Origin of the sequence: Pseudomonas sp. KD5, from assembly GCF_012932895.1 — a bacterium.
Lineage (GTDB): Bacteria > Pseudomonadota > Gammaproteobacteria > Pseudomonadales > Pseudomonadaceae > Aquipseudomonas.
In genome coordinates, this window is sequence record NZ_JDWJ01000010.1 from 19513 (window position 1) to 37051 (window position 17539).

Genomic DNA, 17539 nt, shown 5'->3' on the forward strand with positions numbered 1-17539 from the left:
CGGGCGATTGTAGATATGTAGCGATTCATAAACCATGTCTCATCCCGAAATAATTTTTATCCGTTCCAGCAACAATCATTCACGGTTTTTGCAAAAGTGGGCCATGGTATCGAAATTAATTCTCAACAAAAACACCAAAAAATGTAGGTGTACCGCGCGAAGTTCAGACAGCTTCCTGGGCTCTGCGCTCGCCTCAGACCCTGCTCTACCCCCTATGTGACAAGGGCTTTGGCAATTCGCCAGCCCCTGTTAAAACTGCCTGTTTCGGCTGATTGGCACTGAAAGCGGTAGTGGCTTACAGAGCCTGTTTTAGGTACCTGAAGGTGTCCCGATTCCATGTCTTGAAATGACTTGCGACACTCGAGCTGTGACAACATGTCGCACACATGCCGCATCCATAATTGTCGCGCATCAAGGTCATTTCATTTGAGCTTTGAACATGCAAAACGCCCCGGCCTCTCAACGAGGACCGGGGCGTTTTTTGTTTCCTGCAACGGTGTGGCGGATGGCCTCAGCGCAGCGCTTTGCGGTTACGCCAAGTGAGCAGCGGCACCAGCACCACGACCAGCACGAACGCCGTCAGCGCCCACTGTGCCAGGGACAAACCAAGGATCGGCGGGTACGGTGTGGAGCAGAAACCGTCGACCTGGAAGCCCAGCGGGAAGATCTTCGCCAGCGGCAGGCCGTCGACGATCGGTTGCAGCACATCGATGCCGCAGCTGACTTCCGGGTACAGCTGGGTATAGACGTGATGCCCGGCCACCCCGACGCCTGCGATGGCGCTGATCACCACCAACGCCTCGAACAGCGTGATGCTGCGGCGGGTGCGCATCGCCGCGCCGATAAACGCGAAGAGCGCGATCAGCAACAATGCGTAGCGCTGCAAGATGCACAGCGGGCACGGCGCCTCGCCCAGCACCACTTGCATGTACAGCGCGCCACCGATCAGCGCCAGGCAGATGATGCCCAGCAACACCAGATAGCGCCGTTCACGTCCCAACCGCATTGTTTCCTCGCTCATCGCGTTTCCCTTCTGTGTCCGTGGATCAGCTCGCCGGCGGCTGCGCTTGCAGCTGCTGCAACAGGCTGATGTTGTCTTCGATATGCCAATTGGCCGCGATGCGACCGTTGTCGATCTGATAGATATCGGTTGCCCGGAAGTCTACACGCTGGCCCTGACCTTTGAGAGCCTTGAACGGGCCGGTGAAGTGCCCGCGAAAGTGCAAATGCACCACCACCCGATCACCGGCAATGATCATTTGTTCGATCTCGCAGCTCAGGTCCGGCACCGCCGTGCGAAAGAACTTCGACGCCAGCAGCGGCCCGGTCGGCCCCTGAACCCGGCCTTCGGGCGGGGTCTTGTCGACGAACTGCTCTGACAACGCAGCCTTGGCCAACGCCTCCTCCCCGGTGTTCCAGAAGCTGCCATAACGCCGGGCGGCCAATTCCATGGCATCGCGCTGCGCCTTGGGCAGGCTCTGATCGACGATCAGGGATTGCGGCTGGAGCAAGGCCGGCTCGGCGCAAGCAAAGGGGCTCGCCAACAGCGCAGCGGTCAGGCCGAGGCCGGCCAGGGTTGAACGGCGGGAGAAAGTGATGCGAGTCATGGGGCGATCCTGATCATGTAAACGAACGAGCGCCTATCATCAGCATCGGGGAATAAACGATAAACCGGTTAAGAACGGATTAACCTTTAAGCGTTTTTTACGAATCGGGACCGAGGTGAAGCTTTCGCGGGCAAGCCTCGCTCCTACAGAGTTCGATGTGATCGACATGTGACCTGTAGGAGCGAGGCTTGCCCGCGATGAAGGCGACTCGGTCTCCCGAGTCGCCGCAACCGCTTACTCCAACGCCGCAGCCGGCCCGAAGAACTCGTAGCGGCTTTGCTTCTCCGGCACACCCAGGGCCCTGAGGTGACGCTTGATCGCTGCCATGAAGCCTTTAGGCCCCAGGAAGTAAGCATCTACATCGCGCTGCTGCGGCAACCACTCGCCGAGTTGCTCCTGGCTCAGCAGGCCAATCTTGTCCGCCGCCGGGCTGACGCCATCGTCTTCGGCGTAGCAATAGAAACGCTTGAGCTGCGGATGACGCTCGGCCAGCCCGTCGATCCAGTCGCGGAAGGCGTGCACGCTGCCGTTGCGCGCGCAGTGGATAAAATGCACCGGCCGCTCGGTCGCCAGCGCCGCTTCGAGCATTGCCAGCGTCGGGGTGATGCCAACGCCGCCACTGATCAGCACCAGCGGTTTGTCGCTGGCGGTCAGAGTGAAATCGCCCGCTGGCGGAAACAGCATGATGCTCGCGCCGACGTGCAGTTGATCGTGCAAATGGTTGGAGGCACGACCGCCGGTTTCGCGCTTGACGCTGATGCGGTACTGGCCCTTGTTCGCCAGCGCCGACAGCGAATAGTTACGCCGGATTTCCTCACCATCGAGGATCAGTTTCATGCCGATGTACTGACCGGGCTCGGCCGCGAGAATCGGCCCTTTATCCGCCGGTTCGAAGTAGAACGAAGTGATTTCCGAACTTTCCTCAACCTTGGCCGCCACGATGAATTCCCGCGCGCCGCGCCAGCCCCCCGGTGCCTGGGCTTTCTGGTCGTAGATACTGGCTTCGGCACCGATCAGGATTTCGGCCAGTTGGTTGTAGGCCGCGCCCCAGGCGCTCATCACTTCAGGCGTGGCAATTTCGTCGCCCAGTACTTCAGAGATTGCCCGCAACAGGCAGCTGCCCACGATCGGGTAATGTTCCGGGAGGATTTGCAGGGCCACGTGCTTGTTGATGATCTTGGCCACCAGGTCGCCCAACTGATCGAGCTGGTCGATGTGCCGCGCGTACATCAGTACACCGTTGGCCAAGGCGCGAGGCTGATCGCCGCTGGCCTGGTGGGCCTGGTTGAACAGCGGGCGGACTTCCGGGTATTCGGAGAGCATCATGCGGTAGAAGTGAGTGATCAATGCCTCGCCACCGCTTTCCAGCAGCGGTACGGTGGACTTGACGATGGCACGGTCTTGAACGCTAAGCATAAGAGCAACTCCTGGGCTTTATATGAATACCCTTTGCTTATCAGTTTCCATGCCAACAATTAAAACCTTATAAATCAAACAGTTAAAAACAAAGTAGTCATATCGACACACATCGCTTTATAGTCATAGCGACTACACGGAGTCATTATGACTGCAAAATTACTGCTCACGACCCTGCTGCCCCTGGTCTCCGACCTGTCCCGCGAGCTGCCCGAAGGCGAGCGCTATCGGCGCCTGCTCGAAGCCATGCGCGCCCTGCTCCCTTGCGATGCCGCCGCCCTGCTGCGACTCGACGGCGAATGGCTGGTGCCGCTGGCCGTGGACGGGTTGAGCACCGACACCCTCGGCCGCCGCTTCAAGGTCAGCGAACACCCGCGCTTCGAAGTGCTGCTCAGTAGTCCCGGCCCGACCCGCTTCGCCGCCGACAGCGACTTGCCCGATCCTTATGACGGCCTGGTCGATGGCCTGCACGAGCATTTGGAAGTCCACGACTGCATGGGCTGCCCGCTGTTTATCGACGAGCGCCCGTGGGGCCTGCTGACCCTCGACGCCCTCGACCCTGAGCGCTTCGAGCCGATCGAACTGGATGCCCTGCAAGCCTTCGCCAGCCTCGCCGCCGCCACCGTAAACGCCGCCGAGCGCATCGAACGGCTGGCCAATCGCGTCGAAGACGAACATCAGCGCGCCGAGGTTTACCGCCAGGCCAGCGGCCAGCAGAACCGTGAAATGATCGGCCAGAGCAAGACTTACAAGCGACTGGTGGAAGAGATCAATCTGGTGGGCGGCAGCGATCTCACTGTATTGATCACCGGGGAAACCGGGGTCGGTAAAGAGCTGGTGGCCCAGGCTATCCACGCCGCGTCGCCCCGGGCCGACAAACCGATCATCAGCCTCAACTGCGCCGCCCTGCCGGACACCCTGGTGGAAAGCGAACTGTTCGGCCATGTGCGTGGCGCCTTCACCGGCGCGATGAACGATCGTCGCGGCAAGTTCGAACTGGCCAATGGCGGCACGTTGTTCCTCGATGAAGTGGGCGAACTGTCGCTGGCGGTGCAGGCCAAATTGCTCAGGGTGCTGCAGAGCGGGCAATTGCAGAGGCTGGGGTCGGACAAGGAACATCAGGTCGACGTGCGGCTGATCGCAGCGACCAACCGCGACCTGGCCGAGGAAGTACGCAGCGGCCGCTACCGCGCCGACTTCTATCATCGCCTGAGCGTTTACCCGCTGCTGGTGCCCGCATTGCGAGATCGCGGTCGGGATGTGCTGTTGCTCAGCGGCTACTTCCTGGAGCAAAACCGCTCACGCATGGGCCTCAACAGCCTGCGCCTGACCAGCGATGCCCAAGCGGCGTTGTTGGGGTATGGTTGGCCGGGGAACGTGCGGGAACTGGAGCACTTGATTGGCCGCAGCGCGTTGAAGGCGCTGGGTAATTGCACGCAACGGCCGAAGATTCTCAGCTTGAGCGCGGCGGATCTGGATTTGCCCAATGGCGGCGTTGAACACGCAGCGGAACCCGTGGTTGCTGCGCCGGTAGCTGAATTGGTTTCAGGGGATTTGCGTGAAGCCACCGAGCACTATCAGCGCCAATTGATCAGCGCTTGCCTGGAACGGCATCAGCACAACTGGGCCAGCGCGGCGCGGGAGCTGGGTCTGGATCGGGCGAACCTGGGGCGGATGGCCAAGCGGTTGGGCATGAAATAACGCGGTTATTATGTTGGGCGGTATTTGTGGCGAGGGGGCTTGCCCCCGTTGGAGTGCGAAGCGCTCCCCGCTTTTTCCAGCTAGAGCTTCATCGCTGGTTTCACGACCGCTTCGCGGTCGAACGGGGGCAAGCCCCCTCGCCACAGGTAAGCTCCCTCCCACAGGGTCACCGTTTGGCTGGCAATGGGCATTTCCCCTAAAGCCAGCCCCCAACAAGTCGATAACCCGGCATCGATAGCTGTTGGCGATGCTCATAATCGCCTCACCTTTTCCACAGAAGGTTTTTATGTCTTCCAACAAAGCCCGCGCAGATTCACTTTCGCTTCTGCTGTTTACCTTGCGCAGCGGCAAGCTGATGGCGATCAACCTGCTGAAAGTCAGCGAAATCATCCCCTGCCCGCCGCTGACCAAGCTGCCGGAGTCGCATCCCCACGTCAAAGGCATCGCCACCCTGCGCGGCGCGTCGTTGTCGGTGATCGACCTGAGCCGCGCCATCGGCGAACGACCGCTGGAAGACCCGAACGGTGGCTGTCTGATCGTCACCGACGTCAGCCGCTCCAAGCAGGGCCTGCACGTTCAGGCGGTGAGCAAGATCGTCCACTGCCTGACCACCGACATCCGTCCACCACCCTTCGGCTCTGGCGGCGTGCGCTCGTACATCACCGGCGTGACGTCGGTCGACGGTACGCTGGTGCAGGTGCTGGACATCGAAAAGGTCATCCACGGCATTGCGCCGGCGCAGATCGAAATGGCCCCGACCGAACTGAGCATGGAAGAGGCTGAAGTACTGGGCAATGCACGGATTCTGGTGGTCGATGACAGCCAGGTCGCCCTGCAACAATCGGTGCACACCCTGCGCAACCTCGGCCTGCAATGCCACACCGCCCGCAGCGCCAAGGAAGCCATCGACTGCCTGCTGGACCTGCAAGGCACCGCCCAGCAGATCAACCTGATCGTCTCGGACATCGAAATGTCGGAGATGGACGGCTATGCCTTCACCCGCACCTTGCGCGAAACCCCGGACTTCTCGCACCTCTACGTGTTGCTGCACACCTCGCTGGACAGCGCGATGAACAGCGAGAAGGCTCGACTGGCCGGGGCCAACGGGGTGCTGACCAAGTTCTCCTCGCCAGAACTGACCAAGTGCCTGATCGAGGCGGCCAGGGTCGTCGCCGAACAAGGTCACTGAGTGTTGGCCGAGGACTTTTGTTTTCTGATGCGGCGCAACCTCGCGGAGGATGTGCCGCATGCCACATGGCCAAACGGCATTGAGCTGACCGAGTACCGCCCCGAACTTGCCGAAGCCGTTCATCACTTGATGGAACTGGGTTATCGGGATGGCGGCGGCCGCGTACCGGCGCTGGAAGTCTGGCAACAGCGGTTTGAAGCCGATCCTGAATACGATCCGACCCTGTGCTTCATCGCTCTGGATGCCGAAGGCATCGTCGGCGTCGCCCAGTGCTGGACCAGTGCCTACATCAAGGATTTGGTGGTGCACCCGCGCGCTCGAGGCCTCGGACTTGGCCGTGCGCTGCTGCTCCATACTTTCAAGGTGTTTGCGCAGCGCCGCGAAGGTTTTGTGGATTTGAAGGTGCGGGAAGACAACCTTCGGGCGCGGGGTTTGTATGAAAGTGCCGGGATGTATGTGGTCCGGCGGGAGCCGGTGCCTGTCTGACACACCGCTTTCGCGAGCAAACCATCAGGCATACTCCGACCTTGACCACTACACGCCAAGGATGCCTGATCATGAAAGCCACCACCCTGACCTTCCTCTGTCTCACCACCCTCGCCGCCCAGGCCCACGCCTCCAGCCCCGATGCCTGGGCCGCCTTCGACAGAGCCGTGCTCGCCAGTTGCACCAAGGCCAGCAGCCTGAAAAACCCCCAACCCGTTGGAAACACCGCGCAGTTCGATGACCGGGTCGGTTATACCGCACTCCTGCTGCAAGGCCAGTACCCGCAAAAACACATGAAAGGCCAGCAAGGCACCGAGCTGTGCCTCTACAACAAGAAGAGCAAAACCGCCTACGTCACCGAATGGGACTCCATCCGTCCTACCATAAAAGCGCAGTGAATGGCGCATAACTTGCTTTGGCACAGGCCTTTGCGGTGGCTTTCTGTCGCCGTTTCATGCCCTCACAGGTCACTGGCCGTTCAATGAATACACCGTTTTCCTGCGTCGGTTGTGGCAAATGCTGCACCGACCACCATGTTCCCCTGACACTGGCCGAAGCCCGCATGTGGGCGGCCGATGGCGGCCAGGTGATCGTGCTGGTGGAAGCCTTTCTCGCCAATGGCCTGGGCCTGCCAGCACAACAACGCGAACACGCCGAACGCCGTTCGGCGCTGGTTCGCAGCGGCACCTGCGAAGCGCACGTGGCGATCACCTTCGCCGCCTACAACGTCGGCCCCTGCCGGAATCTTGACGAAGACAACCTCTGCCGCATCTACGAACGCCGCCCGCTGGTGTGCCGCATCTATCCGATGGAAATCAATCCGCATATCCCGCTCAACCCGGCAACAAAGGATTGCCCGCCCGAGTCATGGGAAAAAGGCCCGGATCTGATTGTTGGCGGTGAATTGGTCGATCAGGAATTGGCAGGATTGATCCAGCGCTCCCGCCAGGCGGATCGCGACGAGATTCAGGCCAAGGATGCGATTTGCGCGCTATTGGGGATTCGAACGACAGCGCTGAAAGGCGATGGGTTTACCGCATATCTGCCGGACATGACCGCGTTTGCCATGGTGATCGATCAGGTGGCGCAGCAATCGCAGGCCGGGTCGGGCGGAGAATGGCTGTTTCATGTGTCTGGCGATGATATCGCCGGGCAAGTGCTGGCGGCCGGGGCGCAGGTGGTGACTGAAGCGCCGCTGAACTATGCGTTTATTTCGCTGCGGGCGGCCTGAGCCAGAGGGTGTGTTGCATTTAATGGCCTCATCGCGAGCAGGCTCGCGATGACGGCAGATCACGCACCGCGCAGGTAAAAACTCAGCGCTTACCCATCGAACGACGAGTGCCGGGAGGCGCTGCGCCCGGGGTCTTGGTGTGGCCGTTCTTGGCGCCATTCTTGTACCAAGGCTGGCTGGCGCTCTTCGCGCCGGCCAGTTCCCCCGGCTTGAACGGAAACTTGAACGCCGGGATCGCCGCTTTGGTTTCGCTGTCGGCGCTGGAGTCGACGCTGTCGGGCAGGTCTGCCTGGTCGTCGCGCAAAGCGTCGGCAACCGGCGGTTGTGTCGGGGAAGTCATGAAAGCTCCGGGTGATGCTAAAGAGTCGGGCCCGGTAGGCGAGCCGCGAAAGGCGGCAGTATACCTGTGTCGGAGGCCGCAAGCTTCAAGCCGCGAGCGAGTCCGTCGGGTTTTGTGCTGACGGACCTGCCGCCTTCGCGGGCAAGCCTCGCTCCTACAGGTCATGTGTCGATCACATCGAATTCTGTAGGAGCGAGGCTTGCCCGCGAAGAACGATAACGCGGTCAATCTGACTGAACGCCTGCCTACGTCTGCGGATCGACGTTATCCAGCGCCCGGTTCACCGCCAGCTCCGCCAGCATGATGCTCTGTTGAATCGCCAGCGCCAGTTAAAAACTGTTACCTATGTGCTTGAACTGTTTTGTTACCTATGTGGGTGAGTCATACCGGCGTGACCTTTTGGTTACTTTTGGGGCGTTTGCCAAAAGTGACCCGCTGTAAGAGCGGAACCATAAGTGGCCGTTACCGCAGAAATGGATATGTACTCAGTCAGCAAGAACCTGGTCGGCTATAAGGCCGCCAAGATCAAAACAAGATCCCGGTCCAAACTGACAGAGCCGTCAGTTACCAGTCACGCTCCTGACCGGCGAACAGGTTTATAAAGGAAGGTATAAACCTGACAAAACCAGACCACTCATCCCGGCGCCCCACTCGCATGCGAATTCAGAAAAAAACCGCCCTGCTCGCCGCCCTTCTGATCGCCCTGGCAGCGACGGGCGTTTGGTACGCCACCAAACCCGCCGCCACCAAACTGGCCGCCCCCACCGCCATTCCCGTGCGGGTGGTCAGCGTCGTCGAAAAAGATGTGCCCCGCTACGTCAGCGGCATCGGCTCGGTGTTGTCCTTGCACAGCGTGGTCGTGCGCCCGCAAATCGACGGCATCCTCACCAAACTGCTGGTCAAGGAAGGCCAACTGGTGAACCAGGGCGACCTGCTGGCCACCCTCGATGACCGCTCGATCCGCGCCAGCCTCGACCAGGCCCGGGCGCAACTGGGCGAAAGCCAGGCGCAACTGCAAGTGGCCCAGGTCAACCTCAAGCGCTACAAACTGCTCAGTGTCGACGACGGCGTGTCCAAGCAGACCTACGACCAGCAACAAGCCCTGGTCAACCAACTCAAAGCCACCGCCCAAGGCAATCAGGCCTCAATCGACGCCGCTCTGGTGCAGCTGTCCTACACACAGATTCGCTCGCCAGTCACCGGTCGCGTTGGTATTCGCACAGTCGATGAAGGCAACTTCCTGCGCATGACCGACACCCAAGGTCTGTTCACGGTGACCCAGATCGACCCGATCGCCGTGGAGTTTTCCCTGCCGCAGCAAATGCTGCCGACCCTGCAAGGCCTGATCAACGATCCACAGCAAGCACCGGTCAAGGCTTACATCGGCGCTGACACTGACGGTGAAACCGGCAACCTGCTGGGCGAAGGTCACCTGACCCTGATCGACAACCAAATCAACGCCAACACCGGCACCATCCGCGCCAAGGCCGAATTCGCCAACCCCGCACAGAAGCTCTGGCCGGGCCTGCTGGTGACGGTAAAGATTCAGACAGCGCTGGATAAAAATGCGCTGGTGGTGCCGCCCACGGTCGTACAACGCGGGCTCGATCAACATTTCGTGTACAGGGTCAACGGCGACAAGGTCGAAGCCGTGCAGGTGCAAATGGTTTATCAAGGCAGCGGCCAGGACATTATCAAAGGCGTTAAACCGGGCGACGTGCTGGTCAGCGACGGCCAATCGAGGCTCAAACCCGGCTCGACGGTTCAGGTACTGAGCGAGCCAGCGCAAGTGGTCCAGTCGGAGCCAAAACCATGAAGGGCCACGGTTCCATTTCCGCGTGGTGCATCGATCATCCGGTGGCGACGGTCCTGCTGACCTTTGCCCTTATATTGCTCGGCGTCATCGCCTTCCCGCGACTGTCGATTGCGCCACTGCCGGAAGCGGAATTCCCGACCATTCAGGTGGCCGCGCAGCTGCCCGGCGCCAACCCGGAGACCATGGCCTCGTCGGTGGCCACGCCGCTTGAAGTGCAATTCAGCGCCATCCCCGGCGTAACCCAGATGACCTCGAGCAGCGCCCTGGGCTCGACCATCCTGACCCTGCAATTCACCCTCGACAAAAGCATCGACACCGCCGCCCAGGAAGTCCAGGCCGCGATCAACACCGCCGCCGGCAAACTGCCCAAAGATATGCCCAACCTGCCGACCTGGCGCAAGGTCAACCCGGCTGACAGCCCGGTGCTGATTCTCAGCATCAATTCACCGCAAATGCCCGGCACCGAACTCAGCGATCTGGTAGAAACCCTGCTCGCCCGTCAGATCAGTCAGATCGACGGTGTAGGCCAAGTGAACATCACTGGTCAGCAACGTCCGGCGATTCGCGTGCAGGCCTCGGCGGACAAACTCGCCGCCATTGGCCTGACCCTGGCGGACATTCGCCTGGCGATCCAGCAAACCAGCCTCAACCAGGCCAAAGGTGCGTTATACGGCGAGTCGAGCATTTCGACCCTGTCCACCAACGACCAGTTGTTCCACCCCGAGGATTACAGCCAACTCATCGTTTCCTACAAGAACGGTGCCCCAGTTCATCTCAAGGACGTGGCCAAAGTGGTCAACGGTTCAGAAGATGCCTACATCCAGGCCTGGGCTGACGGCCAGCCGGGGGTGAACCTGGTGATTTTCCGGCAACCGAGCGCCAACATTGTCGAAACCGTTGATCGTATTCAAGCGGCCCTGCCGACGCTGAATGCCATGTTGCCGGCCTCGGTGCAGGTCAAGGTGTTGATCGACCGCACCCAGACCATCCGCGCCTCGCTGCATGAAGTGGAAGTCACCCTGCTGATCGCGATCCTGCTGGTGGTGGCGGTGATGGCGCTGTTCCTGCGGCAACTGTCGGCGACCCTGATCGTGACAGCGGTGCTCGGTGTGTCGCTGACTGCCAGTTTCGCCCTGATGTACATCATGGGCTTCAGCCTGAATAACCTGACGCTGGTGGCGATCGTGGTGTCCGTCGGGTTTGTGGTCGACGATGCGATTGTGGTGGTGGAAAACATTCACCGGCACCTGGAGGCCGGCGACGGCATGCGCGAGGCGGCGATCAAAGGCGCCGGCGAGATCGGTTTTACCGTGGTCTCGATCAGTTTCTCGCTGGTGGCGGCGTTCATTCCGCTGCTGTTCATGGGCGGTGTGGTCGGGCGGCTGTTCAAGGAGTTCGCCTTGACCGCGACCTCGACCATCCTGATTTCGGTGGTGGTATCCCTGACCCTGGCACCGACGCTGGCCGCGCTGTTCATGCGCGCACCGGCGCATCATGCCCACAGCAAGCCGGGTTTCGGCGAGCGCTTGCTGGCGCTGTACGATAAGGGCCTGCGCCGCGCCCTCGCCCATCAGACATTGATGATCGGTGTGTTCGGCCTGTCGCTGGGGCTGGCCATTGCCGGTTACATTTTCATCCCCAAAGGCTTCTTCCCGGTACAGGACACCGGATTCGTCCTCGGCACCACCGAAGCAGCTGCAGATATTTCCTACGGCGACATGGTGAAAAAACACTTGGCGATGGCCGAAATCGTCGCCGCCGACCCCGCCGTCGAGACGTTCTCGCACTCGGTCGGCGTTTCAGGCAGCAACCAGACCATCGCCAACGGCCGCTTCTGGATTTCGCTGAAAAAGCGTGGCGACCGCGATGTGTCCGCCAGCCAGTTCATCGACCGGATTCGCCCGCAACTGATGAAAGTCCCGGGCATCGTGCTGTACCTGCGCGCCGGGCAGGACATCAACCTCAGTTCCGGCCCGAGCCGTGCCCAGTACCAATATGTACTCAAGAGCAATGACGGCGCCCTCCTGAGTACCTGGACCCAGCGTTTGACGGAAAAACTTCGCAGCAACCCGGCGTTCCGCGACATTTCCAACGACTTGCAACTGGGCGGCAGCATCACCCACATCAGCATCGACCGCAGCGCGGCGGCGCGTTTCGGCCTGACCGCCAGCGATGTCGACGAAGCGCTGTACGACGCCTTCGGCCAGCGGCAGATCAATGAATTCCAGACCCAGACCAACCAGTACAACGTGATTCTGGAACTGGACACCAAACAGCGCGGCAAGGCCGAAAGCCTCAACTATTTCTACCTGCGCTCGCCACTGAGTGGGGAAATGGTGCCGCTGTCGGCCCTGGCGAAATTCGATGCGCCGACCATCGGCCCGTTATCCATCGCTCACGACGGAATGTTCCCGGCGGCCAACCTGTCATTCAACCTGGCATCCGGCGTGGCGTTGGGTGATGCGGTGATCATGCTCAACCAGGCCAAGGCTGACATCGGTATGCCGGCCGCCATCAGCGGTAATTTCCAGGGCGCGGCCCAGGCGTTCCAGAGTTCGCTGGCCAGCCAGCCGTGGTTGATTCTGGCGGCGTTGGTGGCGGTGTACATCATTCTCGGCGTGCTGTACGAAAGCTTCGTGCATCCGCTGACAATCATCTCGACCCTACCCTCGGCGGGGCTCGGGGCAGTGATCATGCTATGGATCTGCGGCCAGGACTTTTCGATCATGGCGCTGATCGGGCTGGTGCTGCTGATCGGTATCGTCAAGAAGAACGGGATTCTGATGATCGACTTCGCGCTGGATGCCCAGCGCAACCGTGGCCTGCCACCGCTGGAGGCAATCCATGAGGCCTGCCTCACACGGTTCCGGCCGATCATCATGACCACGCTTGCCGCCCTGCTCGGTGCCTTGCCGTTGATGATCGGCTACGGCACCGGCGCCGAACTGCGCCAGCCATTGGGCATCGCGGTGGTCGGCGGTTTGCTGGTGAGCCAGGCGCTGACGCTGTTCACTACGCCAGTCATATACTTGTGGCTTGAGCGGATATTCCATAGACCCACACCAGCACAGCAGCCGGTGCTGGCGACCACAGACTGAGGCGGGGTCATGCGCGTTCTGATTATCGAAGACGAGGAAAAAACCGCGGATTATCTGCACCGCGGTCTGACGGAACAGGGTTACACCGTGGACGTGGCCCGCGATGGCGTCGAAGGCCTGCACCTGGCGCTGGAAACTGACTACGCGGTGATTGTCCTCGACGTCATGCTGCCGGGCCTCGACGGTTTCGGCGTGCTGCGCGCATTGCGTGCGCGCAAGCAAACCCCGGTGATCATGCTCACCGCCCGCGAACGGGTGGAAGACCGCATCAAAGGCCTGCGCGATGGCGCGGACGATTACCTCGGCAAACCGTTTTCCTTCCTCGAACTGGTGGCGCGCCTGCAAGCGCTGACCCGGCGCAGCGGTGGCCATGAGCCGGTGCAAGTGAGCATCGCCGACCTGTGGATAGATTTGATCAGCCGTAAAGCCACTCGCGCCGGCACCCGCCTGGATCTGACCGCCAAGGAGTTTTCGCTGTTGAGTGTGTTGGCGCGCAGACAGGGTGAAATCCTCTCGAAAACCGCCATCGCCGAGATGGTCTGGGACATTAATTTCGACAGCGACGCCAACGTGGTCGAAGTCGCGATCAAACGCCTGCGGGCCAAGCTCGACGGGCCGTTCGACGAGAAATTGCTGCACACCATTCGTGGCATGGGTTATGTGCTGGAGAGCCGTGGTGTCCAGTAACTCCATCGCGCTGCGCCTGAGCGGGATGTTTACGCTGGTGGCGTTGCTGGTGTTCCTGTTGATCGGCGGTGCGCTGTATCAACAGGTCGACAAGGGCTTGGGCCTGCTGCCCGAAGCCGAACTCGACGCCCGCTACAGCGTGCTCGAATCGGCGCTCAACCGTTACGGCACGCCCGAGCATTGGGTGAAGATCAACGCCAAGCTCAAACTGCTGAGCGAAGAAGACAAGCGCATTCGCTTTTGGGTGGTCAGCGGTAATTCCGGTTATGAATACGGCCAACCCGACGCGTCGATCCGCGCGTTCGCACAAGGCCCGTTGGGCATGCGCGACATGGCATTGCCCGACCATCCGTACCCGCTGAAAGTGCTGCTAACCGAGTTGCCAGCCAAGGACCAGCGCCCACCGCTGCGCTTCATGATAGGCATCGACACCGAAACCTTTTACGAGACGCAGCACCACTTGCTGATCGCCCTGATCAGCCTGGCGATCATTGGTGTATTGCTGGCCTCGCTACTCGGTTATTGGGTGGCGCGGATCGGCCTTAAGCCGCTGATCAAGTTGTCGCAGGAAGCCCAGCGCCTGGCGCCACCACGGCTGTCCGGGCGTCTGCAACTGTCGCCATTGCCCCCGGAGCTCGATCAGTTCGTCAGTTCGTTCAACGCCACCCTGGAACGGGTGGAACAGGCCTACTCGCGGCTGGAATCGTTCAATGCCGACGTGGCCCATGAACTGCGCTCGCCGCTGACCAACCTGATCGGTCAGACCCAGGTTGCACTGACACGCGGGCGTTCAGCCGAACACTATTTCGAAGTGCTGCAATCGAACCTTGAAGAGCTTGAACGGCTGCGCTCGATCATCAACGACATGCTGTTCCTCGCCAGCGCCGACCAAGGCAGCAAGGCCACCCAACTGACGTCCACCTCACTGGCCGACGAAGTGGCGACGACGCTGGAATATCTGGATTTCATTCTTGAGGATGCGCAGGTTCAGGTCGAGGTCAGTGGCGATGCGCAGGTGCGAATCGAGATCGCACATCTGCGCCGGGCGTTGATCAACTTGCTGAGCAACGCGGTGCAGCACACCGCGCCTGGGCAAGTGATTCAGGTGCGGATCGAAGTCGAGGAGCACCAAGTGAGCATCGGCGTCGCCAACCCGGGGTCGCCGATTGCCAATGAGCATCTGCCGCGCCTGTTCGAACGTTTCTACCGGGTCGATGCGTCACGCAGTAACAGTGGCAACAACCATGGCCTGGGGTTGGCGATCGTCAAGGCGATTGCGCTGATGCATGGCGGGGATGTGTTTGTGCGCAGTGATCATGGGATGAATACCTTCGGGATTCATTTACCGGTTTGATTTCGAAATATGTAGCGACTGTCTGCTGAAAGCAAAAAACACGTTCAACCTATTATTTCTGACAGTAGACAGCTCGATGCTTACGGTCCCAAATGAAGAACCTTGCCATCTCCCAAGATATCGGCAAGACCTCTCTTCATCACGAACAGGAGTTCGGCATGACTACCGAAAATGTAGTGCAAGAATCCAAAGGCACACTGATTGCGACCAAATCCTATGAGGGCCCCATTAATGCGAGTGTCGTTTCATACAGAGAAGGCTCCAGAGACGGCATAACTCTTTACGGGCAGATGTTTACCGACGCTGAAAACTCCAGGGGTATTCAAATCGAGTTTTTCAAAGACGCTGAGGTGGGGGTAGCTTTGCCGGTTGGAGGCAACTGGCCAAAGGTCATTACACTGTCATACTTTCGCCAAGAGGGCTCCCACAGGACTCAGTACACGGCTCAAGCAGGCGATTTAACACTCAAATCATTCGATTATGAAACAAGCTATGCATCGGGGACTTTTAAGTTCTGGGCGGAGGTTGATGGGGGCACGCATGAGTTCGAAGGGAATTTTGATATCCGCCTGATCCCGACGAAACAGTGACTTTCTGCTTACCCCCCTACACCTCCTTGCCAACGCAGTAACTGTTGCCGTGCAGGCAACAGTCCTTATCCTGATCGACTCTTTTTCCCATCCCTGATCCCCCTTATCGTTGCCCCATCAAACAGCACTTGCCAAGCAAGAAGGTTTAAAGATGTCCAACAGTATGGGTATTGCCAGCGCTTTCGTTTTGTCGTCCTTGTTCCTGTCTCCGTTCGCCATGGCTGAAGAGTCGCAGACATTCGTCGCACAAAATGCCGAACGCGCCAAAGCCTACGAACAGTATCAAAGCGAACTGACAGCCAAGGCCCAAGAGGCTGCGCAAACCCCTCAAGCGTCGAGCACTCAAGCCCAGCCACGGGCTGAGAAAGACAGCTGATCCATACGTATCGCTCTGTTTCCCTCGACACTTTTCATCGGCTCTTCCCTTTGAAAAATTGTCTTCAAAGCCGCTGCTATCAGCGGCTTTTTTTCGTGGTGGTTTTAAACCCCTTCAGTTCACCTTCCCTGACTACAAACATCCGCACTTCAAAACAATGAAGTACTTAGTTGACCCAAGGAGCTTTACCGCACGTGCGTTTCCCTCTCAGATTCAGTCCGCTGTTCATTGCAATCACTGCAACGATGGCCAACAACGCGCAGGCCGACGACGAATCCAGCCGCGAAGGCTTTGTCGATGGGTCGAGCCTCAACCTCAATGCCCGCAACTACTACATGAACCGCAATCGCCTGCAAAAGGCCGATGACAACATCGAGTGGGGTCAGGGCTTTCTCGGCCGCTTCGAATCGGGCTTCAGCCAGGGCACCATCGGTTTCGGCGTTGATGCCCACGCGATGCTCGGGCTCAAGCTCGACGGCGGTGGTGGCACCGACGGGTCGAGCATCCTGCCGATCAGCGATGGCAACGGCAAGGCACCGGGCTCGTTTTCCACGGCTGGCGGCACCCTGAAAATGCGGGCCTTCGATACCGAATTGAAGGCCGGCGACCTGTTCCTTGCCAACCCGGTGATCGCCGGTGGCGAAACCCGCATGCTGCCGCAGACCTTTCGCGGCGTCAGCCTGACCAACCACAGTGTCGACGGGTTGATGATCGAGGGCGGTCAGGCCAGCTTCACCAAACTCTACAACCAAAGCGGCCACACCCGCATCGGCACGTCCTATGGCAGCCTGGCCGATGGCGATGAAAGCCGGCATTTGAATTGGGCCGGCGTGGCCTGGAGCGGCCTGCCGGGTTTGACCAGCAGCCTGTATGCGGCCGAACTCAAGGACATCTGGAACCAGTACTACTACGACCTGGATTACACCTATGCGCTGAATGACTTGGTCAGCCTCAACCCGGGCCTGCACTTCTATCACACGCAAGACACCGGCGATGCACTGCTGGGCAACATCGACAACAACACCTACAGCCTGCATTTCACCGTCGACGTGGGCCATCACAGCGTCACCGCCGCCTACCAGCGGGTCAACGGCAACACGCCGTTCGATTACATCAGCCAGGGCGACAGCATTTATCTCGACAACTCCCAGCAGTATTCGGACTTCAACGGTCCGAATGAGCGCTCGTGGAAACTCAAGTACGCCTACGACTTTGCTGGCCTCGACATGCCCGGCCTGACCTCGGCGGTGTCCTACTCACGGGGTGAACTGGACCTGACCAAGGTCGATCCGGACAGTCGCGGTTACGCCTCGTGGTACAGCGCCGACGGCAGAAACGCCAGGCATTGGGAACGAGACATCGAGCTCAAGTACGTGGTCCAGGGTGGCAAGGCCAAAGACCTGGCGATGCGTCTGCAATGGGCGTCTAACCGTGGCGGCAACGGTTACGGTGCGCTGGATCAGGACACGGATGAATACCGGGTAATTGTCGACTACCCGGTGAATGTCTTCTAAGCTTCAATTAGCAAAAGGCCAGCATGTTTTGCTGGCCTTTTTTTTATCCGGGATTTATATAGGCGCGCAGGACGCAACCGGTTTCTGGGACTCTGCCCGATTCTTGTAAAAGCACTTTCATAACGCCTTATTTG

Annotated in this window: 16 protein-coding genes; 12 read left to right on the forward strand and 4 right to left on the reverse strand. The window is 59.8% G+C overall.

The annotated features are described in order from the left end of the window. Positions 1-511: 511 nt before the first annotated feature. The 3 genes from AF70_RS21425 to hmpA form a co-directional block, all read right to left on the reverse strand. Positions 512-1021, reverse strand: a complete 510-nt coding sequence (locus AF70_RS21425; protein WP_019582334.1) for a disulfide bond formation protein B — start codon at positions 1019-1021, stop codon at positions 512-514. A gap of 25 nt (positions 1022-1046) precedes the next feature. After that, positions 1047-1607, reverse strand: coding sequence for an ester cyclase (locus tag AF70_RS21430; RefSeq protein WP_028939833.1), 561 nt, complete (start codon positions 1605-1607; stop codon positions 1047-1049). 234 nt (positions 1608-1841) lie between these two features. Beyond that, positions 1842-3023, reverse strand: coding sequence for an NO-inducible flavohemoprotein (gene hmpA, locus AF70_RS21435; RefSeq protein ID WP_028939834.1), 1182 nt, complete (start codon positions 3021-3023; stop codon positions 1842-1844). 147 nt (positions 3024-3170) lie between these two features. Between hmpA and norR the strand changes: the two genes are divergently transcribed. From norR to AF70_RS21460, 5 genes are all read left to right on the forward strand, one after another. Next, positions 3171-4724 carry a nitric oxide reductase transcriptional regulator NorR gene (norR, locus tag AF70_RS21440; protein WP_028939835.1) on the forward strand — a complete coding sequence of 518 codons (1554 nt, stop codon included), beginning with the start codon at positions 3171-3173 and terminating at the stop codon, positions 4722-4724. Positions 4725-5010: 286 nt separating this feature from the next. Continuing rightward, positions 5011-5913: a chemotaxis protein CheV gene (locus AF70_RS21445; RefSeq protein ID WP_018930150.1), complete on the forward strand. Its 903-nt coding sequence runs from the start codon at positions 5011-5013 to the stop codon at positions 5911-5913. A gap of 27 nt (positions 5914-5940) precedes the next feature. Next, the gene (locus AF70_RS21450) at positions 5941-6399 is read left to right on the forward strand and encodes a GNAT family N-acetyltransferase (protein WP_028939836.1); all 459 of its coding nucleotides are present in this window, start codon (positions 5941-5943) and stop codon (positions 6397-6399) included. 71 nt (positions 6400-6470) lie between these two features. After that, the gene (locus tag AF70_RS21455; protein WP_028939837.1) at positions 6471-6797 is read left to right on the forward strand and encodes a hypothetical protein; all 327 of its coding nucleotides are present in this window, start codon (positions 6471-6473) and stop codon (positions 6795-6797) included. Between the two features lie 83 nt (positions 6798-6880). After that, positions 6881-7630 (forward strand): YkgJ family cysteine cluster protein, encoded by a 750-nt coding sequence (locus AF70_RS21460; protein ID WP_028939838.1) that lies wholly within the window; start codon positions 6881-6883, stop codon positions 7628-7630. Between the two features lie 82 nt (positions 7631-7712). On the opposite strand, the gene AF70_RS21465 is transcribed toward AF70_RS21460, so the two are convergent. Continuing rightward, a complete protein-coding gene (locus AF70_RS21465; protein ID WP_019582340.1) occupies positions 7713-7970 on the reverse strand; it encodes a hypothetical protein in 258 nt (85 codons plus the stop codon). A gap of 655 nt (positions 7971-8625) precedes the next feature. On the opposite strand from AF70_RS21465, the gene AF70_RS21470 reads away from it, so the two are divergent. The 7 genes from AF70_RS21470 (at position 8626) to AF70_RS21500 (ending at position 17405) form a co-directional block, all read left to right on the forward strand. Next, positions 8626-9786 (forward strand): efflux RND transporter periplasmic adaptor subunit, encoded by a 1161-nt coding sequence (locus AF70_RS21470; protein WP_028939839.1) that lies wholly within the window; start codon positions 8626-8628, stop codon positions 9784-9786. Then, a complete protein-coding gene (locus AF70_RS21475) occupies positions 9783-12884 on the forward strand; it encodes a multidrug efflux RND transporter permease subunit (RefSeq protein ID WP_028939840.1) in 3102 nt (1033 codons plus the stop codon). The genes AF70_RS21470 and AF70_RS21475 overlap by 4 nt, the downstream gene beginning before the upstream one ends. 9 nt (positions 12885-12893) lie before the next feature. Then, positions 12894-13571, forward strand: a complete 678-nt coding sequence (locus tag AF70_RS21480) for a heavy metal response regulator transcription factor (protein WP_019582344.1) — start codon at positions 12894-12896, stop codon at positions 13569-13571. Further along, positions 13561-14925 carry a heavy metal sensor histidine kinase gene (locus tag AF70_RS21485; protein ID WP_028939841.1) on the forward strand — a complete coding sequence of 455 codons (1365 nt, stop codon included), beginning with the start codon at positions 13561-13563 and terminating at the stop codon, positions 14923-14925. The genes AF70_RS21480 and AF70_RS21485 overlap by 11 nt, the downstream gene beginning before the upstream one ends. 92 nt (positions 14926-15017) lie before the next feature. Beyond that, positions 15018-15515, forward strand: coding sequence for a hypothetical protein (locus AF70_RS21490; RefSeq protein WP_019582346.1), 498 nt, complete (start codon positions 15018-15020; stop codon positions 15513-15515). A 151-nt stretch (positions 15516-15666) separates the two neighbouring features. Then, positions 15667-15891, forward strand: a complete 225-nt coding sequence (locus AF70_RS21495; RefSeq protein ID WP_028939842.1) for a hypothetical protein — start codon at positions 15667-15669, stop codon at positions 15889-15891. 194 nt (positions 15892-16085) lie between these two features. Further along, positions 16086-17405: an OprD family porin gene (locus tag AF70_RS21500; protein WP_028939843.1), complete on the forward strand. Its 1320-nt coding sequence runs from the start codon at positions 16086-16088 to the stop codon at positions 17403-17405. Positions 17406-17539 lie beyond the last annotated feature (134 nt).